Consider the following 22,999-nt stretch of genomic DNA (forward strand, 5'->3'; position numbering starts at 1 on the left):
GGCACCAGGCGCCGGGTAGCGCGCTGGAGCATCAACCGAACAACCACGCCGCCAACCGCAGAGACCGACCAGGCAACCGGATATCGCGCGAGTACATCCGCCGCTACAGCGTGCCCTGTTTCCATAGCCGTACGATTTCGGCCGGCGCGTGTTCTTCGGGGATACGCAACGGTTCGCTGGCACCCTCCCAGGCGATGCTGAAGTAGCGGCGGTCGCCACCGCCGGCCTGCGGCGGCGGCAAGGCATGCGCCAGGCACTGGTCCAGCAGGCTGCGCAGTTGCAGGCGCTGCGCATCGTCCAGGTCGTCCATCACCAGCTGGCGTTCGCGGCGCATGGCCGGGAACGCGGCCACACCGCCCTCGCGGGCCAGGCGCAGGGTCACGCCGGCCTCCACGGGCGGCCGCTGCGCGCTCATACGCGCACACCCACGTCGCGCCACGCCTGCTGAACGGCACGTGTCTCGGCGCTGTCCGCACCGTAGTCGGCGCTGGCCACGCTGACGGTGAGCGCTGCAAAGGTGGCGAAGTCTGCCTTGGCGGTCAGCGCGCCGCCGGTGAGGGTGCGATACCAGATGCGGCCGGCCTTCTCCCAGGCTGCGCCGCCGATCGCCACCGCCGCGCGATAGAACGCGTGGTTGGGAATGCCGGAGTTGTAGTGCACCCCGCCATCGTCTTCCTGCGTGTCGACATACCCGGCCATGGTGGCCGGTTGCGGGTCCTTGCCCAGGGCCGGGTCATCGTAGGCGGTGCCGGGTGCGCGCATCGAGCGCAGGCCCGCGCCCTGGATGCCCGGCATCAACAAGCCCGCGCCGATGATCCAGTCCGCTTCCTGCGCGCTCTGGCGCAAGCTGTACTGCTTGATCAAGATGCCGAACACGTCCGACACCGACTCGTTCAACGCGCCGGACTGCCCCTGGTAGATCAGATTGGCGGTGCGTTCGGTAACGCCATGTGTGAGTTCGTGGCCGATCACATCCAGCGCAATGGTGAAACGGTTGAAGACCTCGCCGTCGCCATCGCCGAACACCATCTGCTCGCCATTCCAGAATGCGTTGTCGTAACCGCGTTCGTAATGCACGGTACCGATCAGCGGCATGTCGGCATCGTCGATGGAATTGCGCCCGTAGACCGTCTGGTAGAAGTCATGGGTGGCGCCCAGATATTCATAGGCTTCAGTGACGGCGACATCGTCGGTGGCGGCGGCACCCTCGTCGCGCACCAGCGTGCCGGGCAGGGTGGTGCCTTGCCTGGCGTCGTAGATCCTGCGCTGTACCGCGTGCGCGGCCTGTGCGGCTGGCGCTGACGCGTCATCGGCTTGCGCCAGCAGGCCCAGCGCACGCTGCTGGCGCAACTGCGCGGTGACCTGGCGCGACAACAGCGCGCAGCGACGGGCATGTTCGGGTGCTGCCTGGGCAACATGGTCCAGCAGGTAGGGCGGCAGGATCCCGGCACGGCGCGGCGAAACGAACGCAGACATCAGCGACCTCCACAAGAGCGGCACGGGCGACTATGCCGATGCCGGCTTTAGGAAATCGTTAGACCGCAGCGCCACTGCGCACCGGATACCGCCTGCCGTTCAGTCCAGCTGCGCGAGTGCCTGCTGGATCGGGGTCTGACCATCGATGAAGCCAATGGTCTTGCCGATGCTGGCCGGCGTCGCCAGCGTGGCGGCAATCACCTGGGCCACGTTGGCGCGCGAGACGCTGCCTTCGGTGTCGCTGCCGGGGTCGCGGGTGATGCGGCCGGTGGGCGCATCCAGGGTCAGGCGGCCGGGGCCGAGCACGGTCCAGTCCAGCGCGGTGCCGCGCAGATGCGCGTCGGCCGCGGCCTTGGCCTGGGCATAGGCAAAGAAGGGATCGTCCGGCCCGATGCCGTGCTCCAGCCCGGCGCCGAGATAGGACACCATCACGTAGCGGCGCACGCGCGCCTGTTCGGCGGCCTGCATCGAACGGATCGCCGCGTCGCGGTCCACCGCATAGGTGCGTGCGGCATCGCCGCCGCCGGCACCGGCCAACCACACCACCGCATCGTGGCCTGCCAGCTGCGCGGCAATGGCATCGGTATCGGCGTGCTCGATGTCGAACGCCAACGGCGTGGCGCCATCGGCAATCACATCGCCTTCGTGCTCGGGATTGCGGAACAGCGCGGTGACGTGATGACCGCCGTTCAACAGGAGTGGAGTGAGCAACCGCGCCACTTTGCCGTGGCCGCCGATGACGAGGATACGAGACATGCACAACTCCAACCGATGCGCGCCGACACAGCGCCGAGGATGATCATCCTCGCCAATGCGACGCTAAGACGATGTCAGCGCACGCGCGTGCAAGTGGTGGGCTGGCCAGCGCGTTCTTCGATGAAGCGAGCGGGCAACGCGTGCTGGCGCGAAGCACCCTGTCAGCGACCGGAGGCAGGGTGCAGCGTGCACCATTGCGAAGACACGACATCCTCTATCTGCGCTGAGGGCCGCCCGCCCTGTGCTGTTACCGCTCAGTGAGGGCGTGGCGGACGATGCATGCGCTACCGCACCGGGATAGCGCCAGGCACGGCCTATCCAGCGCTGTTGTGATCCCAAAGCTGCAGCACCTGTGCGATCGCTGCATCCATGAGCTTGAAGCCCACGCCATCCCTGGCGAGCGTGGACAGCCCAAGCAGGAAGCTGTCGAAGACGCAGGCCAAGGCGGCTGCATCCAGGCCGGAGACCAACTCTCCGCTGGCAATGGCGCGCTCCACGCAGGTGCGGATGCCCGCACGTGTCCGCGCGCGCGATCGCGTCAGCGGGGTCGAGATCGCAGCCAGTTCCGGAGAGGGCGCGCTCATGACCCCCAAGGCAACCATGCAACCCTTTGGGTGTCCGCGTTCGCATTGCATCTTGGCCGAGCGCCGCAACGCAAGCTCCAGCGCCTGTCTAGGCGCAAGCGACGTATCCCACAAGCACTGGGTGACCTGCGCGTAGGTCGCCAGATAGCGCTCCATGCACTCGGTATAGAGCGCTTCCTTGGAGCCGAACGCTGCATAAAAGCTGGGCGCGGTGATCCCGCCGCCGATTGCCGCCTTGAGCTGGCTCAGCGAAGTCGACTCGTAACCCTGCTCCCAGAACAGGTGCAGTGCCTGTTCGACCGCCACATCCCGGTCGAAGGTTCGTGGTCTACCCATCTGTGCCATAACGCGCTCCGCCGCCTAGATCGATACTATTCGATACATATGTCATTGACAACCGGATGCTGCCGGCCTAGATTTATATCTATCGGTATATATCTCGCGGCACTGCGAGAAGGAAATGGCGACAAACCCGCGCAGCGGGTTATTTTTTTCTCCAGATATGTACCGTTCGATACATAAAAGTAAAGACCTAATTGCTCATGACCAAGGACATCTTGTGACCGCTTCCAAGGCCTCGCCGGTACCCGCGCCTGCTGCTCCATTACCCATTGCCGCCCTGCTGGCATTGGCCATGACCGGCTTCATCTGCATCGTGACCGAAACGCTGCCGGCCGGCCTGCTGCCGCAGATCTCCGAAGGCTTGGGGGTGAGCCCCGCGCTTGCAGGGCAGACCGTGACCGCCTATGCAGTGGGCTCGCTGCTGGCGGCGATCCCGTTGACCATCGCCACCCAGCACTGGCGTCGTCGTCGCGTCCTGTTGCTCACCATCGTCGGCTTCCTGGTGTTCAACTCCGTCACCGCCCTGTCCACCCACTATGGTCTGACCCTGGTGGCGCGATTCTTCGCTGGCGCAGCGGCGGGCCTGGCGTGGAGCCTGCTTGCCGGGTATGCGCGGCGCATGGTGCAACCCGAACAGCAGGGCAAGGCCATGGCGATTGCGATGGTAGGCACGCCGATCGCGCTGTCGCTCGGCGTGCCGCTGGGAACCTGGATGGGTGGGCTGATCGGTTGGCGCACCGCGTTCGCGGCGATGTCGGCACTGACGGTCGCACTGATCGCCTGGGTGTTGCTCAAGGTGCCGGACTATCCCGGCCAGGCGGCAACGCAGCGGGTGCCGTTGCGCAAGGTGCTTGGCACGCCCGGCGTACGCCCGGTGCTCGCCACGGTGATGGCCTGGATGCTGGCGCACAACATCCTCTACACCTACGTGGCACCGTTCGCCGCGCGCGCAGGGCTGGGCCAGCGTGTGGACGTGTTGCTGCTCACCTTCGGCACGGCAGCACTGGTGGGCATCGGTGTCGCCGGCAAGCTGGTGGAACAGCATTTGCGCAGCACCGTGCTGGTTTCGTTGGCGACGTTCTTCGGGGTATCGGTGGTCCTGGCGCTGCTGCAGGGCGTGCAGCCGGTCGTGTATGCGTGCGTCGCGATCTGGGGGCTGACCTTCGGCGGTGCAGCGACGCTGTTGCAAACCGCCCTTGCCGATAGCGCAGGCGATGGCGCCGATGTGGCGCTGTCGCTCAATGTCGTGGCCTGGAACAGCGTCATCGCCGGCGGTGGCGTGTTGGGCGGGGTGCTGCTGGAGCATTGGGGAGCGCAGAGCTTCCCGACCGCCATGGCCGTGTTGCTGGCCATCGGGTGGGCGATTGCGTGGTCTGCCCGAACCCACGGATTTGCGGCCGGCGCGCGTGCAGCGGTTCCTGGCCATTAGCGCGTGCGAGGGCCGTAGCGCGCGGTGCCAGGACGTGGTGGCGGTTCGCCTCAAGGCAGGTGCCGACACCCCGGCATGGCGCCAGTGAGCTGCACCCGGATGAGGTCAGGGGGGCAGAGACGCCATCCACGCCGGAACAGTGCCAGCCCGCGCGTGGCCGAGTTGCTCCTAGGGCCACATCTGTGACAATTGCCAGCCCGTTCACGAGACAGCTCATGCCTACTTCCGATCTGCGCGCGCGCGTTGGCTGCGGCGCCTTCATCCAACGGGCCGATGGCCACCTGTTGCTGGTGTTGCGCGGACGTGCGCCCGAGCAGGGGCATTGGGGCCTGCCCGGTGGCAAGGTGGACTGGATGGAAACGGTGGAAGCCACCGTGGTACGCGAAGTGCTGGAAGAAACCGGCCTGCAGGTGCATCCGCAACGGGTGCTGTGCGTGGTCAGTCATTTCGAACCGGACATGGACCCGCCGCAGCACTGGGTGGCGCCGGTGTATCTGGCCCGCATCGAAGGCAGCGAACAGGCGCAGCTGCGCGAGCCGCACGTCTTGCACGACATCGGCTGGTTCGCACTGGACGCCTTGCCCACGCCGCTGACCCGCTCGGCGTTGCAGGCGGTGCAACAGCTGCAGGCCGAGCGCGGCACGGCCGGCTGACAGGCCGGCGGTGGCGCCAGGCGGTGATCACCGCATCGGGTCGGTGCCCGGCGTACCTTGCGCGCCCGACTCCGACCCGCCACGACGTGCGCCGCCGCTACCGGTCGCCGGTGATCGCGCCCTGCGGCAGCACATGGCTTTTGCCGCGCCGCTCGGCTAACGTCGCACTGCCGCGGCCAGGGGAGCTGGCCTGCGGATGTCGAACCACACGTGTCGAATCACTCGGCCGGGACGCCGATGACGGCTGAGCGCCCGGTCACTCATCAAGGAACGAAGAATGGAATCGCTCTATCCGCAAGGGCCGGCGGTGGTGCCGGAACGGCTGACCGCGCCCAGCAGCAGGTATCGCCGGCATGCGTGGCTGGCCATGCTGGGGCTGGGCGGTTTCATCGCGGTGTATCTGGGACTGCTGGGCTGGTTCGGCTGGACCGCCTACCGGCTGGTGTCCGGGCTGGTGCAGGGCTCGGGCGGCGAGCAGGCGGTATGGCTCTGGCTGGTGGCGATCGGCGCGGCGTTCCTGGCGGTGTTCATGACCAAGGCGCTGATCTTCAACAAGCGCGCCGAACGCGATACGCGCGCGCTGGAGCTCAGCCCCGCCGAGCAACCGGAGTTGTTCGCCTTCCTGCATCGGCTGGCCGACGAGGCCGGCGCGCCGCGTCCGCACAAGGTCTACCTGTCGGCGCAGGTCAACGCCGGGGTGTTCTACGACCTGTCGCTGCTCAATCTGTTGCTGCCGTCGCGCAAGAACCTGGATATCGGCCTGGGCCTGGTCAATGTGCTCAACCTGGGCGAATTGAAGGCCGTGCTGGCGCACGAGTTCGGCCATTTCGCCCAACGCACCATGGCGGTCGGCCGCTGGGTCTACATCGCCCAGCAGATCGCCGCGCATATCGTCGGCAAGCGCGATGCGCTGGACAAGCTGCTGGCCACGCTGTCGCGGATCGACCTGCGCGTGGCGTGGATCGGCTGGGGGCTGTCGTTGATCGTGTGGTCGATCCGCTCGCTGGTGGAAATCGCCTTCCGCGGCGTGGTGCTGGCGCAGCGTGCGCTCTCGCGCGAGATGGAATACCAGGCCGACCTGGTGGCCGCCTCGCTCACCGGCAGCGATGCGCTGGTGCATGCGCTGCACAAGCTGGAAGCGGCCGACGACGGCTGGCAGCGCGCATTGCGCTTTGCCGGGCGCGAATTTGCGCAGGAGCGCCCGGTCAAGGACCTGTTCGCGATCCAGTCGCGCATCATTGAACACATGCGCGTGGTGTTGAACGACCCCGCCCATGGCGCCACGCCTACCGTGCCGGCGCAGGCCGCCCAGGCGCATCGCCTGTTCCAGAACGACATCGCACAAGCCTCGCAGATGTGGGCCACCCATCCGCCCAGCGCCGCACGCGAAGAGAATCTCAAGCGCCGCTACATCGCCTGCCCGATCGATGCGCGCCCGGCGATGGAGCTGTTGCGCAACGCGCAGGCGCTGCGCGAGCAGGTCTCGCGCCGGCTGCTGACCGGCGAGGTGAGCGGCTTCGTCGACACCGCCGTCTCGCTGGCAGCACTGGAGCGCGAATTTGCGGCGCTTCCGTTGTCGCGCCGCTACCAGGGCTTGTACCTGGGCCGCTCCTGCACGCGCAATGCCCGCACCCTGGCCGAGCTGTACGCCGACCCGTTGCCCGATGGCGATCTGCTGCAGGCGCTCGATGGCCTGTACCTGCCCGCCGATGGCCAGGCCATCGAGCAGCTGCGCGAGCGCGAACGCCAGCGCGCCACCTTGCAGGGCCTGATGGACGGCGGCCTGCGCGCCACCGGCGGGGTGTTGACCTGGAAAGGCACCAACCTGTCGCGTGCGCAGCTGCCGGCGGTGATCGCCGAGCTCGATGGCGAATTGCAGGTGCTGCGCGCCCGCGTCAGCGGCCACGACCGCCGCTGCCGCAGCGTGCATCTGGCCGCCGCCAACCGCCTGGGCGGCGACTGGCCGGCCCTGTTGCGTGGCTATCTGGCGGTGTTGCACTACACCGACCACACCATCGCCGACCTGGACGATGCGTATCTGCTGCAGCTGCAGACCTTCCACGCGGTGATTGCCGATGGCCGCGTGTCTGCCAAGGAACTGCGCCAGCTGGTGGCGGCCTGCAACCAGGTGCAACGCGCCCTGCGCCACGTGTACGAACAGGCGCCCAGGCTGCGTTTGAATGCACCGCTGTCGGCAGCCCTGGGCCAGGAGTGCTGGGAGCAGTGCCTGCCGGAGTTCCGTCTGGCCGAGGCCGACGAGCACAACATCGATTCCTGGATGAAGGTCGCCAAGGGCTGGGTGCAGGTCACCATGGAGGCCCTGGAGGCGCTTCGCGATGCCAGCCTGGAGCAGCTGCTGCAGGCCGAAGATGCGGTGGCGCAACGCCTGCGCAGTGGCGAGCACACGCCCACCACCGACACCCCGGCCGTGGCGCCCGGCGATTACCCGGTACGCCTGCCGGGCGATGTGCGGCAGCGCAATCTCAAGCAGAACCTGTGGCAGCGGTTTCTGGCGGCAGACGGGCTGTTTCCGTCCGTCGCGCGCGTGGCGGTCGCAGCCTCGATCGTGGCCGGCGTGCTGTGGGCCGGCGGCAGCGTCGGTCTGGCCGAAGTGGTGGCCTACAACGGCCTGCAGCAGACGGTGACGGTCAGCATCGACGATCAGACCGCCTCGCTGCCGGCCAACGGGCGCCATGTGTTCCAGCTGCCCGAACAGGCCAGCCACCACATCAGCACGCGCACGCTCGATGGCGCCGTGATCGAACGCTTCGATGCGCCCAGCGGCGGGCATGGCGGCCAGTTTGCCTACAACGTGGCCGGTGCGGCGCTGCTGGTGAACTGGCGCGCCAGCTACGGCTCGGCCGCCGAGGACCGCACGCGCCGGCTGGCCAACGCGCGCTGGGAGCGCACCACCGCCGATGCGGTCTTCGAAGAGCCGCCCGCGCAGGTCAGCGACAAGGGCAGCCAGTACCGCGAGGTGCTCACCGCCGTCGCCGAGCGGCCGCCATACCAGCTGCTGGGCGAACTCACTCCGGCGCAGGACCTGGCGCTGATGCAGGCGCATGCACGCTGGGATGACGCGCAATCGGTCTATCTGGAGCAATGGATGCAGCAGTTGCACAGCGCCGCGCCGCAGGCGCTGCCGGCCATCGTGGCCGAGCGGCTGCAGCGCAATCCGCAGGATGTGGTGGCACTGCGTGCGCAGCAGGACGTCGCCGCGCCCGAGCAGCGCGCGCAGGTGTGTGCGCAGCAGACCGCGCTGGCCGCCGCGCATCCGGCTGTCTCCGGCCTGCAGTACGCGGCCATCCGCTGCACACCCAATACGGCCGCGCGCGACCAGGCGTTTCTCAGCGCCCAGCAGCGCTGGCCGAAGGATCCCTGGTTGCAGCGCGCCGCGGCGACCGTGCACGCCGAACAGCACAACTTGCCTGAGGCACAGGCGCTGTACGAGCAGGCCGCACAGTCTCCGGCGATGGCTGACGAGGTGGTGTCGATGCTGGCGCGTCTACAGCGCTACCGTGGCCAGGCACCCGATCTTTCGGCGCTGGCGCAACGCTCGCCGTCGCTGGCATCTGCGTTGGCGCTGGAAACCGGCAAGGGCACCGAAGGCACGCCGTACCAGAGCTACCACGCGCTGGCCGGCGGGCAGCTGGATGCTGCAGTCACCGAGGCGGCACCCAACCCGGACGTCCAGGCACGCATCGTGCGGCTGGCGGCCGCCTCGCAGGGCGCCAGCGCGGCGCTGCTGCAACAGGCGCGCGCGCTCGATGCCAAGGCCGGGCTGGACATGTTCACTGCGCCCACTGCCTGGGCGCTGGCGGCCCGCCAGGGCTGGCCGGTGGAGCCGTTGCGCGACGCCACCGTGCGCGCCACCGGCGAGGACGCCGCCGGCATCATGCGTTTCTTCACTGCCGTGCAGGCCGGTGCCGACCAGCAGCGCGCCGATGCGGCCCTGACCGGCGTCAGCCTGGTCGGGCGTGGGCTGGCGTATGCGATGGCAGCGGTATGGCTGGGCGAGCGTTGCCCGCAGGCATGGCGCGAGGGCGCCAAGCAGTTGCTGTTCAGTAGCGAACGGCCGTATCTGGGCTGAGGCGCGTGCTGTCGGACCAGCGGCGCCGGCCTCACGGCCGGCCCTGCGCAGGCGCGGGCACATGGCCTTCTCGTCGTCCTCGCTAGGCTGTCGGCCGTTTTTGGTGTGAGCCGCACATGCCCTCTTCCGAGCTTCGTGCCTTTGTCGTCCGTGTGATCGTGGTGCTGGCCCTGGTGGGCTGCGCATGGCTGCTGTGGACCCTCTCGGACCTGCTGCTGATGGTGTTCGGCGCGATCGTGGTAGCGGTCCTGCTGCGTGCGCTGACCAGTTGGGTGACACGCCATACACGCCTGTCCGACGGGTGGGCGCTGGCGGTGGTGGTCATCGTGCTCGCACTGGGATTCACCGCATTGTTATGGCTGTTCGGCTCGCAACTGGCCTCGGAAGTGGGCGCGTTGCAGCGCACCTTGCCGCAGGCATGGACGCGGCTGCACGACTGGATCGCGGCCGGGCCGCTGGGACCGACGCTGGAGGAGTTGACCCGGCAGGCGCCGGCACGCGTGTCCAACCTGGCGCCACGCGCCGGTGCGTTTGCGCTGGGTCTCACCGGTAGCGTGGCCAACCTGTTCCTGGTGCTGGCCGGCGCGGTGTATCTGGCCGCGCAGCCGCAGCTGTACCGGCGCGGGGTGCTGCTGTTGCTGCCGGCGCATGTGCGGGCAACCACCGACGACGCCTTGCAGGCCAGCGGCACCGCCCTGCGGCTGTGGTTGCGCGGCCAGCTGCTGGCCATGGCGGTGGTGGGCGTGCTCACCGGCCTGGGCCTGTGGGCATTGGGGATCCCCGGGGCGCTGGCACTCGGCATCATCGCCGGGTTGCTGGACTTCGTGCCGATCGTCGGCCCGATCGTGGCAGCGATTCCCGCGATCCTGCTGGGCTTCACCGTGAGTCCGCAGATGGCGTTGGCCACGGCGGCCCTGTTCGTGGTGGTGCAACAGATCGAAGGCAATGTGCTGATCCCGCTGATCCAGCAACGCACCGTGGACCTGCCGCCGGTACTGATGCTGTTCTCGCTGTTCGGCATCGGCATCCTGCTCGGCCCGGCCGGCGTACTGTTGGCTGCGCCGCTGACGGTGGTGGGATTTGTGCTGATCAAACGCCTGTACGTGCAGGAGGCGCTGGGCACGCCCACCTCGATCCCGGGGCAAAAACAGCCGTAGTGGCTGCGCGCGCGGGTGCAGCGTACGCGCCGCGGATCGGCCCGCAAGCATTGCAGCGCCCGAAAGCCGGAAAGCATCGCGCGCAATCACGTTTTTTGCCTGCATCTGGGGCCGCCTTTGCCTGCCTTGAGCCACCACGCGCTAACGCCACGCTGACGCCGGCTAGGCGCAACGCTTACATCTTCTCGCCTAGCTTGGAAGTCGACGCGGTGCAGCACGTGCCGTGCCGACAGAGATCAGGAGAACATCGGATGAGTCTGCAAATCCCTCAGGGTGCCTTGGTAGTGGTCGCCGACGGCGGCGAAGCGCGCTGGTTTACCAACACCGGCAACGAAGCCAAGCTGGTCCTGCGCCAGCACGCGCGTACCGACGTGCAAAACGTCGACGACGAAGGCCCGGCAGGCAAGGCGCCGCGCGATCTCACCGAGACAGACCTGGACGAGATGACCTTTGCCAAGCAACTGTCGCAGGCCCTGAACGATGGTGCCCTGAAGCAGGAATACGCACATCTGGTACTGGTCGCCGACCCGACCACTCTGGGCCGTGTGCGCCCGTTGCTGCACAAGGAAACCCAGCAGCGCTTGGTCGGCGACCTGGCCAAGGACCTGACCAACCTGCCGTTGGAAGATATCCAGCGCGCGTTGTCCTAAGGGCAACGGTCTTTTAGGTTGCTAGGTTGCATGTAAGGCGGGCGCGGTTGAAGCTTGGACGGGGCAACGTTGGATCACTTTCTGTTGCTCCGCTGCTTACCGCGCCTGCCTGATGACCGCGGCTCGCGCGAAGTGGGCGTCGGTATGCAGAGATGCGTGGCGTATTGAACCAAGAAAAAAAGTGTCAGATGCCTTACGAATGCCAGCCGCCGTTGAACTGCGCTTCGAAGGTGTTGAGGATCAGTGTCTGAGCGCATGCCAGGCACGCAAAGGTGGCAGGCTGTCTGCATCAATCACGCTCAGTCACGGAGACAGCGCCGATGGGGTTTGTTCGCGAGTACGCCACGCAGGCACCGGAGCGCAGCGCCGTCGACGCGCAATCCGGCTTGCAGGTCCTGGAATTTGGCACCGATTGGTGCGGGCACTGCATTGCCGCGCAGCCGCTGCTGCAGAAATTGCTGGGCGGTTACGACGCAGTGGATTACCGCAAGATCGAAGACGGAAAAGGGCGGCCGTTGGGACGGTCTTTTCACGTCAAGCTGTGGCCAACCGTGATCCTGGTGCGCGATGGAGAAGAAGTAGCGCGTGCCGTGCGCCCACAGACGCGCGAGGATCTACAGGACCTGCTCTCGGCGCTGGATGCGCAGTGACATCGCATTGCGCGTAAGCCTGCCCAACACGGGTAATGGTCTCGGCGTGGGTAACTAACCTTGACGTCTCGTTTGGCGTGCAGTCCGCGGTGCACCCGGTCAAACGCGACGCATTGCAGCTGACAGCCAACTGCAATGCCGCGAGGCGGATGGAGTCGGTGTTTGGCGCGACAGCACTCCGCATACAGTGCGGCGCTGAACGTGTCGTCCACGTTGATCTGCCGACTGCTCGCTATGTTGCGTCCGGCGCCCTATGCGACCGTGAGACCCACCCCCGCCGACCGCCGTAATCCCCGGAAATTGGGCAGTTTGCGCGACACTCGGCATCGACAGCACCACGGCCATACTGTGGCTGTGAGCGCATCGTCTACATTCATCTGACGACTGCTCGCTACGGTCTGCCAGCCGCTCCACGCAGAGGTGAGCGCACTCTCCACTACCGAAATCCCTGCAAATTGAGCACTTTGCGCGGTCGTGCCTGCAGCGATCGGCACGCTGGTGTAACATGGCGCGCTGATCAAGCCCTTGGGTCTACGCCCATCCCTTTGGTCATCTGTCCCGCAGCGCCGCTGAGTTGACGCGGCCGTCCGGGAATGCCTCCGGCTGTTGCAATGCATGTGCTGATGCCGTGCGTGTGATGTGCCGTGTCCTGTGCGTTGCCAGGACGAGCAGGTAGCGGTGGCCGTTTCTGGAGATTGCACATGCACGACACGCGCGCGATTCGATCGCACTTTGGCTGGTTCAAACGGCGTCGCCAGCTGCAACTGGACGAGGTCACCGTGGTGGACCGCGGCATGCTGCGCAAGGCCGTTGGCGCGGCAGCGCTGGGCAATGCGATGGAGTGGTTCGATTTCGGCGTGTACGGCTATCTGGCGGTGACGCTGGGCCAGGTGTTCTTTCCGGCCAGCAACCCCACCGCGCAGCTGATCGCCACCTTCGCCACCTTCACCGTGGCGTTCCTGGTGCGGCCCATCGGCGGCATGGTGTTCGGCCCGCTGGGCGACCGCTACGGGCGTCAGAAGGTGTTGGCGGCCACGATGATCCTGATGGCCTTGGGCACCTTCAGTATCGGCCTGATTCCCTCCTACGAACGCATCGGCCTGTGGGCACCGGCCTTGCTGTTGCTCGCGCGCTTGTTGCAAGGCTTTTCCACCGGCGGCGAATACGGCGGCGCGGCCACCTTCATCGCCGAATACGCCACCGACCGCAATCGCGGCCTGATGGGCAGCTGGCTGGAATTCGGTACGCTGGGCGGCTACATCGCCGGCGCCGCCACGGTGACCGCGTTGCACATGAGCGTGACTCCGGCGCAGATGCTGGACTGGGGCTGGCGGGTGCCGTTCCTGATCGCCGGCCCGCTTGGCCTGCTGGGCCTGTACATGCGCATGAAGCTGGAAGAAACCCCGGCATTTCGCGCCTACACCGAGCAGTCGGAGCAGCGCGAACGTGAAACCGCCGGCCAGGGCCTGATGACGCTGCTGCGCCTGCACTGGCCCCAGCTGCTCAAGTGCGTGGGCCTGGTGCTGGTGTTCAACGTTACCGACTACATGCTGCTGACCTACATGCCCAGCTACCTCAGCGTCACCATGGGCTATGCCGAGAGCAAGGGCTTGCTGCTGATCATCCTGGTGATGCTGGTGATGATGCCGCTCAACATCGTCGGCGGCCTGTTCAGCGACAGGCTGGGCCGCCGCCCAATGATCATCGGTGCCTGCATTGCGCTGTTTGTGCTGGCGATTCCGTGCCTGTTGCTGATCGGCAGCGGCTCGGATGCGCTGATCTTCCTTGGCTTGATGCTGCTGGGCCTGGCGCTGGTGTGCTTTACCAGTTCGATGCCGTCCACGTTGCCGGCGCTGTTCTATACGCCGGTGCGCTACAGCGCCCTGTCGATCGCCTTCAATGTGTCGGTGTCGTTGTTCGGCGGCACCACGCCGCTGGTGACCGCCTGGCTGGTGGAGCGCACCGGCGACCCGTTGGTGCCGGCGTATTACCTGATGGGCGCGGCGGCGATCGGGCTGGTGACGATGCTGTTCGTGCGCGAAACCGCCGGCCTGCCGCTGCGCGGCTCGCCGCCGGCGGTGGCCAGCGATGCGGAAGCGCGTGCGTTGTTGCAGACCGATAGCCCGGTCACGGTGGATGCGCAGCTGCCGCTGGCCAACCCGCCGTCGGTGGGCCAGCCGCGTACCGCTTGAGAGCGGCTGGCCCACCGACGGCGCTCACCACCAGGCGGGCGCGGTCGGCGCTTGGTGTGGCATGGACCACGCGCCCACTCCGGTTCCTGGGCGCCGACCTGACGACCCGCTCGCTACGTTGTGGTAGCCGCTGTTGGCCTGGCGCTGGCGCTCAGCGCAGCGCCGGATCACGGGTATCGGGCATGTCCGGATACGGCATGCCCTGCCCGGTTTCGACGTGGCGCTTGAGGCTGCTGCCCAGGAAGAACTGCCAGCCCTGGCGGCAGAGCTCCAGGCACGGCGACTCGCGGTAGCCGGACTGCACGAAGTCCACGCGCGTGCCTTCGCCGGTGGAGACCAGATCGAAGCGCATCACCGTGCCCTCCCAGGCGCTGGTGTCGAGCATGTTGGAGCGCTCGCAGCGCCAGCACACCAGCCGATGGTCGGCGCCGGCATCGATGCGCAGCTCCACGCGCCAGCCGTGGCCGCTCCAGTCCAGGCAGACGCGGCCGTCGACCTGACTCACCTCGCGCGTCCACCAACGTGCCAGTTGCGCCGGCTCGGACAGTGCGGCGGAGACCACCTCCGGTGCGGCGGCAATCACCACGCTATGGCGGATCTCGTGTTTCATGTCGAGGGCATTGGCTGCGTAGATGCCGATGATGGCGCATTTTGCCCGCCAATTGCAGCCTTGCACGGTGTGCGGGTACGGCGCTCGTCCAACGCTCACATGGCGCTGGGTACCATCGGCACGGTCCTTCGATGAGCAGAGCAGGCATGACGACGCTTCCGATACCGGTGATGGACGCTGCCGCGCAGCGCGACCTGACTACCGCCCATGCGTTACTGGAAAACCCCGGTGTGGCGGCCCAACTGGCCAATGCGCTGGGCGCGCCGATCGAGAGCCTGATCAGCAAGCGGCTGCCCAAGCTGGTGACCCGCAGCATCGATGCCGCCACCCGCCGCGCCTTGCAGGTGGCGATGAAATCGGCGCTGCTGAGCCTGCGCGGCAAGACCGACGCGCCACAGCCGGCATCCACCGCCCGCCACACCCTGGCGGTGGCGGTGGCCGGCGGCGCAGGCGGCTTTTTCGGCCTGCCCGGGTTGATGGTGGAGCTGCCGCTGACCACCACGGTGATGCTGCGCTCGATCGCCGATATCGCCCGTGCCGAAGGCGAATCGCTGCAGGACCCGGACACCGCGCTGGCCTGCCTGGAAGTGCTGGCGCACGGCGGCCGCAGCGCGGTCGACGATGGCGCCGAATCGGGCTACTTCGCGGTGCGCACGGCCATGGCACAACAGCTCAGTGCGGCCGCCCGTCATGTCGCCGCGCACGGCTTTGCCAGCAAGGGCGCACCGGCGCTGGTCTCGTTGGTCTCACGCATCGCCGCCAAGTTCTCGGTCAACGTGGGCGAGAAGCTCGCCGTGCAGGCGGTGCCGCTGGTGGGCGCAGTGAGCGGTGCCACGCTCAACACGGTCTTCATTCGCCACTTCCAGGCGATGGCACGCGGCCACTTCATCGTGCGCCGGCTGGAGCGACAGTTCGGCACCGACGCGGTGCGGCGTGCGTATGAGGCGCTGCCATCGCCGCGCTGAGAGGTAACGCATCGGGTCGATCAGCCGTACCTTGACTGATCGGCCCGATCCCTAACGTATGCAAGCTGTCGTCAGGCCTCCGTCAAATCGGTTGCGCCGTACACAGCGCGCGTGCGGTGGCCGATCCAATGAACTGGTTATTGGCGTCACTCACCATCACCGTGGCGTTGATGAAGGTATCGCCCCGCAGACAATAGAAAGAACAGTCGGAACTATTTGTGCAGTTTCTAGGGAAAATGGCACCGGCCGTGTTACTGAAACTCCATGCATATTTGAATGGCTGCGGAGACCCGGGACTATCTACCCCTGCCCAGCAATAATCACTGCCTGTGCAATCAAGCAGCACGGTTGATGCCTGTGCGTTAGCGCTCGGCGCGTAGGTCAGGCTGGCAGCCGCCAACAAGATACTTGTGGTGCAAAAAGCAACGGCCTTGTTCATGCACATGTCCTCGTGAGTAAGTCCCCCCGGCGAGATAGTGCATCGTTGGCACATCAAGAGATGGGATGTAGATCCATCTTTCATCTGCTTATTACCAGAGACGTCCTGATCGGCAATCTGGTCACTTGACCTCGCATGGCGCGTCACCAGGCATAATCGGGAACTCAAAAAGCATTCCAGTACGATGACCAAGCCCTTCTCACCCGCCTCCGCACGCAACCGCGATCCAATCCTTGCGGTGCTGCAGCGGCACTTCGCCGATCGCCACCACGTGCTGGAAATCGGCGCGGGCACCGGCCAGCACGCCGTACACTTCGCTGCCGCGATGCCGTGGCTGCAGTGGCAGGCCAGCGACCACGCCGATCATCTGCCCGGCATGCAGCAGTGGCTGGACGAGGCGGCGCTGCCCAACACACCGGCGCCGGTCGCCATGCAGGCCGTGCTGACGCCCACGCCTGGGCTGGCACCATTGCCGAGCTTGCCCGTGCTGCCCGATGGCCAGCGGGGTTTCGATGCGATCTACAGCGCCAATACCTTGCACATCATGGGCTGGCCGCAGGTACAGGCCTTGTTCGCCGGCCTGCCTGCGGTGATGGCGCCGCAGGCGGTGCTGGCGATCTATGGGCCCTTCAACCGCGATGGCCGGTTCACCAGCGACAGCAATCGCGACTTCGATGCGATGTTGCGCGCGCGCGATGCGGCATCGGGGATTCGCGATGCGGCCGACGTGGACGCGCTGGCCGCGCAGGTGGGCTTGCAGCTGCTGGAAGACGTGGAAATGCCAGCCAACAACCGCTGCCGGGTATGGCGTCGGAGTTAGAGCAGCTAACAAAACTACTGCGCAGCCGCCAGGCGGGCGCGGCCGGTGCTCGGAATCGGCATGTACCACCCGTACACTCCGGTTCCTCCGCGCCGTTCACACCCGCCTGACGACTGCTCGCTACGTTTTGTTAGCCACTCTTAGAGCCTATTGACGCTTGCCGCGCGCCAGGCGGTGCCGTTGCTGACGCTGCATCGCATCCGCGCCAGCGGCTGCGGTCCCCGCATTGCCGAGTACGCAACGCTGCGTTATCGCTTGCGGTGTCGTCGTCGTGGCCACGACGCACTGCGCGCCGGATCGCACGCGGCGGGGCACGTATGTCATTGCTGCGGTGGATCGCGGCGCACCGCCTGCGGTGTCTTGCCGGTCCAGACCCGGAACGCGCGAACGAACGCGTTGGGATCTTCAAACCCGAGCAGCAAGGCGATCTCTGTGCAGGACATCAGGGTGTTGCGCAGATAAGAGCGGCGAACACATCGGCCGCAGCACGCGTAGCGACGGCCTCGCCGGTAGTCAGGCGCGCCTGCGCTCCAGCCACCATGTGGTGGTTGCCGCCACCAGCCACAGCAGCAGCCATGGCCAGCGTGGTCCGGGCTGCGGGGCGGGGCGCGTCGTTGCAGACGTGGATGCGTGCGCTGCGGCCAATGCCAGCGTGCGCGCGCGCAGTTGCTGCCGGTACAGCGCCGGCGCCTCGTCGGGCGCGCGCACATAGATCCAGCGTGGGCCGGGTCCGGCGTGCAGCTGATGCCAGCCGGTGGCTGCCGGCCAGTAGCCGGCGCAGCGCGCTGCGTTGCCGGTGCGTTCGACCAACAGAGGCTGGCGGCTGCCATCGGGCGCGCTCACGGCCGCGTCGGCCGCCAGATCGCACAGGCGCATGCGTTGTCCCGACCAGCCCTCCTGCACCGCCGATGCTGGCGCACCTGCCGGCCGCGCCACCGCGCCGAGCAATTGTGCCCAGAGCTGCGCATGCAGCGCGCGCTGGCCGGCCAGCACCAGGGTGTAACTGTCCTGGACCACGCTGACCCCGATGCGCCCGCGCCCGACACTGCGCCACCAACCCAGGGCCGTGCCGTCGCTGGCGCGTGCGGCGATCACCGCATCGCTGGCCTGCGGCTGCAGGTTGCGGCGTTGCAGCGGCGGCGGGGCGGTCTGTGCGCCGGCATCGCCAGGCGTGCCTGCCGGTGCCAGGGCAACGGCGCTGCTGGCGTCGCCGCCGGTCACCGCCAGCCCGAGCGCGGCCAAGGCGGTGCGGGTGGCGGCGTCGGCCGGATCGGCCGCCTGCACCAGCACGCCCAGGCCGCGCGCGATCGCTGCGCTCACCGCCTGCCGTTGCGGTGTGGGCATGGCCAGCAGGCGACGGGTGTCGAGCACCAGCACATCCATCCGGTCCAGGCTGGCGGCGTCCAGGCTGACCGCATCGCCCAGCTGCAGACCCGCGCTGACGCTGACCTGGCTGCGCGCCACCAGCCCCGCATCGCTGGCCCAGCGGCGCAGGTACTTGAACTCCGGCTGCGGCGCACCGGCCAGCAGCACCACCCGGGCCGGCGGCACGGCGGCGATCTGCACCGGGACAGCGAGGCGGCCCAGCTTGCCGCCGGCGGCATCGCGCAGCTGCAGCGCGAACAGCACCTGCCCTGGCGCATTCGCCAGGCCGCGCAGGCGTACCTGGCCATGCGCATCCGGGCGGGCGCGATCGACGCGTTGGCCGGACGGGTCGAGCAGCTCGACCTGGGCAGTGGCCACGCCCTGCAGCTGCGCGGTGATGGTGACCACCTGGCCCGGCGCGACGGTGGCCGGTGCCCAGGCCGCGACCAGCCCGCGTACCGGCGGGCCCAGCGCGGCCTGCACCGCCACGCCTGCCAGGCCATCGCGGTCGCGTGCGGGCAGGCCGTCGCCATGCACCACCACGCTGGCGGTGCCGGGATTGCGACGCAGCGCAGTCGCCAGGTCGGGCACACGCGGCACTCCGGGCAGGCGGGGGGCTTCCGGCAACGCCACCCACTGCGCGCCCGGGCGGAGTTGCGCCGGGTCGGTGCCTGCGGTGGCCACCTGCAGCACGCCGGCAGTACCGGTACGCGGTGGCGGCAGCAGCACCGGATAGAGCAGGGTCGCCAGCACCGGCTGGGCAGCCAGCAACCACCACAGCCGGCCGCGCGCACGCGGCCGGGCTGCCTGCGCGCGCAGCAGCCGGATCCAGCCGACGACCACCAGCAGCGCCAGCACGGCAGCCACCAGCCAGGGCAGTGCGGTGGTCATGGCGGTGGCTCCTCACGCAAGGCATCCAGGTAGCGCTGGCCGCGCGCGTCGGCGGCCGGGCGGCGGCCCACCGGCGCCGGTGGCGCGCTGAGCGTGGGCCACACCAGCGCGCGCAGCTGCGCGCGGCAGCGCAGGCAGGCAGGCTCGCTGCGCAGGGTTTCCACCGCGGCCGCCACGCTGAGCGGGTCCGGCACCAGGTCCTGGGCGCCCTCCAGCCAGCGGGTGTAGCGATCGAGGATGGCCTCCGGTACCGCGCCGTCTTCGCCCAGCGCGGTCCACAGCGCCAGCGCCGAGGGGTCCGGTGGCGGGCGGGTGTCCAGGGCGGCGGGGCGGTCGCCCAGTCCGTCGCGCTTGCCGCTCATGCGCCGGCTCGGATCGATCGGCGGCAATTGCGTGCCGACGCGTGCGAGATAGATGCGCTCGGCCTGCTGCACCTGCTTGATGAAGCCCAGCGCCTTGTTGGCGAACGGCAGCGCGCGCTCGGGGTGGCCCTGGCGTAATTCGCCCTCGGATTGCCACATCTGGTCGAGCGCGGCGCGCAGCAGGGCACGGGTCTGCGGGTCCAGCAAGGTGGCCGCTTCGGCGTGGTCGTGGGTGTGGCCGAACTCGGTCAGCACGTCCTGCGCCTGTCCGAAGCCGCTGCGCGCGTGGCCCCCATCGGCGTGATCGTGGTCGTGGTCGTCCAGGGCTGCCGCGCCGCTGGCGGGTGCAGCGGCATGATCGTGATCGTGATCGGCGTGTGGCTGGGCGGCGTCGTGGACGTGCTCTGCCGGCGCATCGGCGGTGGGCATGTCGGCCGTGGGCAGGTCATCGGCCGGGTCGTCGCTGGTGGGCGGTGCGTCGGCGGTCGGCGGGCCCTTGGGCGCGCCTTCGCTCTCTTCGCCCAGGAACTGGCCGTAGCGCAGCCGCAACAGGCGCTGGTCCACGCCGATGGCGTCGGAGCGTTTGAGATAGGTGGCATCGTCCAGGCGCGGTTTTTCCTTCAGCAGCGCCTGCGCGTCGATGATGATCTGGCGCTGGCTGCGGAAATAGGCCGGCAAGGTCTGCTTGACGCTGGCCTCCAGGCCGGCGGCCATGGTCTGTTCCGCTGGCGGCCAGCGCAGGATCACGCTGGCGCTGCGGCCTTCCTGCGGGTCGGGCTGGCGGGTGTCGTGCACGATGAGCTGCGCGATCAGGTCATCGCCGGCGGCCATGCCCAGCGCCTGCGGCTGCAGCGTGGTGGCGAAGCTGCGGCGGGTGGCTGGCCCGCTGCCGGTGAGCGTGCGGCGCTGGGTGGTGAAGGTGATGTTTTCGCCACTGCCCTGGGCCAGGGTCAGGCGCAGCTCGGCGCCGGCGGCCACGGCGTAATCGTCGCTGGCTTCGAAGCGCAGGGTCCAGGGGCCATTGGCCGGCGTCCACAGCACCAGGCTCTGCTCGGGCGCGAGCACGCGCACCTGCGGCGCTCGGTCGGGCAACACGTCCAGCCGGTGCAGTTGGCGGTCGGCGGGCGTGCCGTCGATGAGGATGCGGTACAGGCTGGCGTACGTGGCGGTCCATTGACCCTGCCACTGATCGCTGCCGCCCTGCCGAGCCAGCGGGATGAGGCGGCCGTCAGTCAGGCGCAGTGCCACCTTGCGCGGGGCCGGGCTGACCTGCAGCTGCCAGTCCAGCCGGGTGCCGGCGGGCACGCGCGCATCCAGGCCGGGTAGCCGCGCGGCCGGAAGGCCGGTGTAGGCCGGCGGTGTGCTGCGTAGCTGGGCCCGGCGCAGCTGCGCAGCGCCGCTGCTGGCACGCGCGGCAGCCACGCGGTCGGTAGGGGCGGCCGGCGGCAGCGCACGCGGCGGCCACAGTAGTAACGCGCCGCAGGCAACCAGGCCGAGCAGGCTCCAGGGCCACGCGCGCCGCCACGGCCAGGCCGGGCGCAGATCGCGCGGCGTGCTGCGCAGGCGCTGTTCCAGCCGCTGCCGTTGCAGGGCCTGCAGCGGGCCCAGTTGCGCGGCCGGCACGAACAACAGGTCGCTGCTGTCGTCCAGGTCCGGGTCGCGATCCAGCCGGCGGATCAGCCAGGTCTGGTCCAGCTGCCGCGCTGCGTGCAGCGCGATGATGGCCAATATCACGACGCCGGCCAGCAACAGCGGCACCACCGCTGCGTGGGCGCCCATCCGCCAGGCCAGCGCACCCGGCAGCAATGCCAGCGGCCAGCCGAACACCAGCACGCCGGCAGCGCGCCGTCGGCGTGCGGCTTGCCACGCGTGCTGCAGTGCAGGTGTGCTCATGCCGCGCTGCTCCGGCGCGGCGCGGTGGCCAGCCAGCGCTCGAGCGCAAACAGCAGCAACACCGCACCGATCAGCCATGGTGCCAGCGGCCATGGCGGCGTGGTCAGCCGGATCGCGCCGCCACGCAGTGGCTGCTGGGTCTGCGCCAGGGCGCGTTGCGGAATGGCAGGCGGCTGCAGTGCAGCGTGCAGGCGGGTGGGGAACTCGGCGTCCAACAGCGCCGGCAGCTGCTGCGGCTGCAGCGGCGCGACCCAGCGCAGCAGGCGCCCGCGCCCGACCACAGCGGCGTCGAGGACGGGCTGCGCCTGGAGTTCAAGTGCAGGTTGCAGCGCGGCAGCGAGTGCGGGCGGCACCGGGGTGCGCGCATCCAGCAGCAGCTGGCCACCCGCCGCAACCCAGTCCAGCACTGCCGCGGGCGGGGCGGTGGGCGACAGCCATGCCACCACCGTGCCCGGTGCCCAACGCGCCGGCACGGCATCGGCAGGTGTGCCCACCGGCAAGCTGCCCGGCAGCACCCAGGCGGCATGCACCGCGCGCAGATAGCGCAGGGCAGGTGCGGCGCGGTCGTCGGCAATTGCCTGCAAGCGCAGCGGCACGGTGGCAGGCGTGGCGGCCACGGGCGACGCACCGGGCAGCACCTGCCACTGCACTGCACGCGAGAGCAGCACCCGTTGCGCATCCACCACGCCCCACTGCGTGGGCACGATCACGCTGAGCGGCGCGTCTGCCGGCAGGCTGGCATCGAGTTCGCGCAGCAGGCTGCTGACCGGCTGCGGACCGCCAGCCTGCGCACCCTTGCTGTTGGCGCCACCAGCCTTGGCATCGATCGGCGGGAAGCCAGGCGCCAGCCAGACCCATAGCGCCTCCTCGGGCTGCGGCAGCGCGCGTGCCGCGGCCAGATCCACGCCCGGGCTGACCGCAATGCGCGGGCGTGCATCCTGCTGCGCGCGCAACGCCGGCTCGGCCAACAGCAGCGCCAACGCTGCCACCAGCAGCAGGCGGACCAGCAGCAACGGCAGCTCGTCCAGGCGCACGCGGTGGCGCGGGCGTGGCACCGCCCGCAACCAACGCAGCGCGGCAAACTCGGTGGGCCGGTGTTCGCTGCGCCGCGCCAGATGGATCAACAGCGGCAGCAGCAGTGCGGCCAATGCCGCAAGCCCGGCGGGGAACAGCAACAGCAGGTTCATGCCGATGCTCCCGCGCCGACGCCGTGCACGCGTGCGTGCATCGCGTTGCCAGGGTGGGGGCTTGCAAAGGCATGCCGGGTTTGCTGCCGCATCTGCAGCTGCGGTTGTAGCCGCAACGGCAATCGCAACAGCAGTTGCATCCAGCGCTGCGTGGCGAGCGCACGCGCGACATTAGCGGGCGTCGCACCGATGCGAAGACCTCGCCCATCCGACTGTAGCCGCAACTGCGTTTGTAAATGCAGCATCAGTTGCACGCACAGTTGCATGGCAAGCGCGCGCACCAAGAGAGGCAGCGGTGCACCCACGCAAATACCTCGCACGGGCAACGGCGACTGCAATCGCAACAGCGGTGGCATGCAGAGCTGCACGGCGTGCGCGCATTCGACGTCGGCAAGCGCTGCACTCATGCGCGTGCGTCGCCGGGGCAAGGCAGATGCATCGCGTACGGCGCTGCATGCCGCGCTGGCACCGGCATGCAGCACGCAATG

At 68.5% G+C, this 22,999-nt stretch carries 20 protein-coding genes and 2 other RNA genes; 11 read left to right on the forward strand and 11 right to left on the reverse strand.

Annotated elements, in window-relative coordinates:
* Positions 1–103: 103 nt before the first annotated feature.
* From A7D17_RS12020 to A7D17_RS12035, 4 genes are all read right to left on the reverse strand, one after another.
* Positions 104–415 (reverse strand): protealysin inhibitor emfourin, encoded by a 312-nt coding sequence (locus A7D17_RS12020; RefSeq protein ID WP_064509295.1) that lies wholly within the window; start codon positions 413–415, stop codon positions 104–106.
* Positions 412–1,476 (reverse strand): M4 family metallopeptidase, encoded by a 1,065-nt coding sequence (locus A7D17_RS12025; protein WP_064509296.1) that lies wholly within the window; start codon positions 1,474–1,476, stop codon positions 412–414. The genes A7D17_RS12020 and A7D17_RS12025 overlap by 4 nt, the downstream gene beginning before the upstream one ends.
* 99 nt (positions 1,477–1,575) lie before the next feature.
* On the reverse strand, positions 1,576–2,232 hold the full coding sequence (locus A7D17_RS12030; RefSeq protein WP_064509297.1) for an SDR family oxidoreductase: 657 nt from the start codon (positions 2,230–2,232) through the stop codon (positions 1,576–1,578).
* 314 nt (positions 2,233–2,546) lie between these two features.
* A complete protein-coding gene (locus A7D17_RS12035) occupies positions 2,547–3,161 on the reverse strand; it encodes a TetR/AcrR family transcriptional regulator (RefSeq protein WP_064509298.1) in 615 nt (204 codons plus the stop codon).
* A gap of 157 nt (positions 3,162–3,318) precedes the next feature.
* Between A7D17_RS12035 and A7D17_RS12040 the strand changes: the two genes are divergently transcribed.
* The 8 genes from A7D17_RS12040 to A7D17_RS12075 all read left to right on the forward strand — a co-directional run bounded on the left by A7D17_RS12040 (position 3,319) and on the right by A7D17_RS12075 (position 14,108).
* Positions 3,319–4,587 carry an MFS transporter gene (locus A7D17_RS12040; protein ID WP_425479593.1) on the forward strand — a complete coding sequence of 423 codons (1,269 nt, stop codon included), beginning with the start codon at positions 3,319–3,321 and terminating at the stop codon, positions 4,585–4,587.
* Between the two features lie 215 nt (positions 4,588–4,802).
* Positions 4,803–5,240, forward strand: coding sequence for an NUDIX domain-containing protein (locus A7D17_RS12045; RefSeq protein ID WP_064509300.1), 438 nt, complete (start codon positions 4,803–4,805; stop codon positions 5,238–5,240).
* A 367-nt stretch (positions 5,241–5,607) separates the two neighbouring features.
* Entirely contained in the window at positions 5,608–9,330 is a 3,723-nt protein-coding gene (locus tag A7D17_RS12050) for a M48 family metallopeptidase (protein ID WP_064509359.1), read from the forward strand.
* Positions 9,331–9,446: 116 nt separating this feature from the next.
* Positions 9,447–10,487, forward strand: a complete 1,041-nt coding sequence (locus A7D17_RS12055; RefSeq protein ID WP_064509301.1) for an AI-2E family transporter — start codon at positions 9,447–9,449, stop codon at positions 10,485–10,487.
* A gap of 251 nt (positions 10,488–10,738) precedes the next feature.
* Positions 10,739–11,137, forward strand: a complete 399-nt coding sequence (locus A7D17_RS12060; RefSeq protein WP_064509302.1) for a host attachment family protein — start codon at positions 10,739–10,741, stop codon at positions 11,135–11,137.
* 320 nt (positions 11,138–11,457) lie between these two features.
* On the forward strand, positions 11,458–11,787 hold the full coding sequence (locus tag A7D17_RS12065) for a thioredoxin family protein (RefSeq protein ID WP_064509303.1): 330 nt from the start codon (positions 11,458–11,460) through the stop codon (positions 11,785–11,787).
* A gap of 701 nt (positions 11,788–12,488) precedes the next feature.
* Complete coding sequence (gene proP / locus A7D17_RS12070) at positions 12,489–13,979, forward strand: glycine betaine/L-proline transporter ProP (protein WP_064509304.1); 1,491 nt, start codon at positions 12,489–12,491, stop codon at positions 13,977–13,979.
* A 61-nt stretch (positions 13,980–14,040) separates the two neighbouring features.
* Positions 14,041–14,108, forward strand: a non-coding RNA gene (locus A7D17_RS12075) — sX9 sRNA.
* A 22-nt stretch (positions 14,109–14,130) separates the two neighbouring features.
* Here A7D17_RS12075 and A7D17_RS12080 read toward each other — a convergent pair.
* Positions 14,131–14,589, reverse strand: coding sequence for an SRPBCC family protein (locus A7D17_RS12080; RefSeq protein WP_064509360.1), 459 nt, complete (start codon positions 14,587–14,589; stop codon positions 14,131–14,133).
* A gap of 170 nt (positions 14,590–14,759) precedes the next feature.
* Here A7D17_RS12080 and A7D17_RS12085 point away from each other — a divergent pair, with 170 nt between their 5' ends.
* Entirely contained in the window at positions 14,760–15,554 is a 795-nt protein-coding gene (locus tag A7D17_RS12085; RefSeq protein ID WP_064509305.1) for an EcsC family protein, read from the forward strand.
* 82 nt (positions 15,555–15,636) lie between these two features.
* Here the strand turns inward: A7D17_RS12085 and A7D17_RS24080 are convergent, their stop codons facing one another.
* On the reverse strand, positions 15,637–15,993 hold the full coding sequence (locus A7D17_RS24080) for a hypothetical protein (protein ID WP_153041937.1): 357 nt from the start codon (positions 15,991–15,993) through the stop codon (positions 15,637–15,639).
* 184 nt (positions 15,994–16,177) lie between these two features.
* Here A7D17_RS24080 and A7D17_RS12090 point away from each other — a divergent pair, with 184 nt between their 5' ends.
* Together A7D17_RS12090 and A7D17_RS12095 are read left to right on the forward strand one after the other, a co-directional pair.
* Positions 16,178–16,813, forward strand: coding sequence for a DUF938 domain-containing protein (locus A7D17_RS12090; protein WP_064509306.1), 636 nt, complete (start codon positions 16,178–16,180; stop codon positions 16,811–16,813).
* A gap of 60 nt (positions 16,814–16,873) precedes the next feature.
* Positions 16,874–16,949: non-coding RNA, sX9 sRNA (locus A7D17_RS12095), on the forward strand.
* A gap of 184 nt (positions 16,950–17,133) precedes the next feature.
* On the opposite strand, the gene A7D17_RS25035 is transcribed toward A7D17_RS12095, so the two are convergent.
* From A7D17_RS25035 to A7D17_RS12115, 5 genes are read right to left on the reverse strand one after another with little or no spacing between them, the layout of a single operon-like run.
* Positions 17,134–17,433 (reverse strand): helix-turn-helix domain-containing protein, encoded by a 300-nt coding sequence (locus A7D17_RS25035; protein WP_275655081.1) that lies wholly within the window; start codon positions 17,431–17,433, stop codon positions 17,134–17,136.
* Positions 17,327–19,069 (reverse strand): hypothetical protein, encoded by a 1,743-nt coding sequence (locus A7D17_RS23670; RefSeq protein WP_064509307.1) that lies wholly within the window; start codon positions 19,067–19,069, stop codon positions 17,327–17,329. The genes A7D17_RS25035 and A7D17_RS23670 overlap by 107 nt, the downstream gene beginning before the upstream one ends.
* Positions 19,066–21,324 (reverse strand): hypothetical protein, encoded by a 2,259-nt coding sequence (locus A7D17_RS12105; protein ID WP_064509308.1) that lies wholly within the window; start codon positions 21,322–21,324, stop codon positions 19,066–19,068. Before A7D17_RS12105 ends, A7D17_RS23670 begins: the two co-directional genes overlap by 4 nt.
* Positions 21,321–22,511 carry a BatA domain-containing protein gene (locus A7D17_RS12110; protein WP_064509309.1) on the reverse strand — a complete coding sequence of 397 codons (1,191 nt, stop codon included), beginning with the start codon at positions 22,509–22,511 and terminating at the stop codon, positions 21,321–21,323. Before A7D17_RS12110 ends, A7D17_RS12105 begins: the two co-directional genes overlap by 4 nt.
* A complete protein-coding gene (locus A7D17_RS12115; protein WP_064509310.1) occupies positions 22,508–22,918 on the reverse strand; it encodes a hypothetical protein in 411 nt (136 codons plus the stop codon). The genes A7D17_RS12110 and A7D17_RS12115 overlap by 4 nt, the downstream gene beginning before the upstream one ends.
* Between the last annotated feature and the right edge of the window lie 81 nt (positions 22,919–22,999).

The sequence above is a fragment of the Xanthomonas floridensis genome, assembly GCF_001642575.1.
Classification (GTDB): Bacteria; Pseudomonadota; Gammaproteobacteria; order Xanthomonadales; family Xanthomonadaceae; genus Xanthomonas; species Xanthomonas floridensis.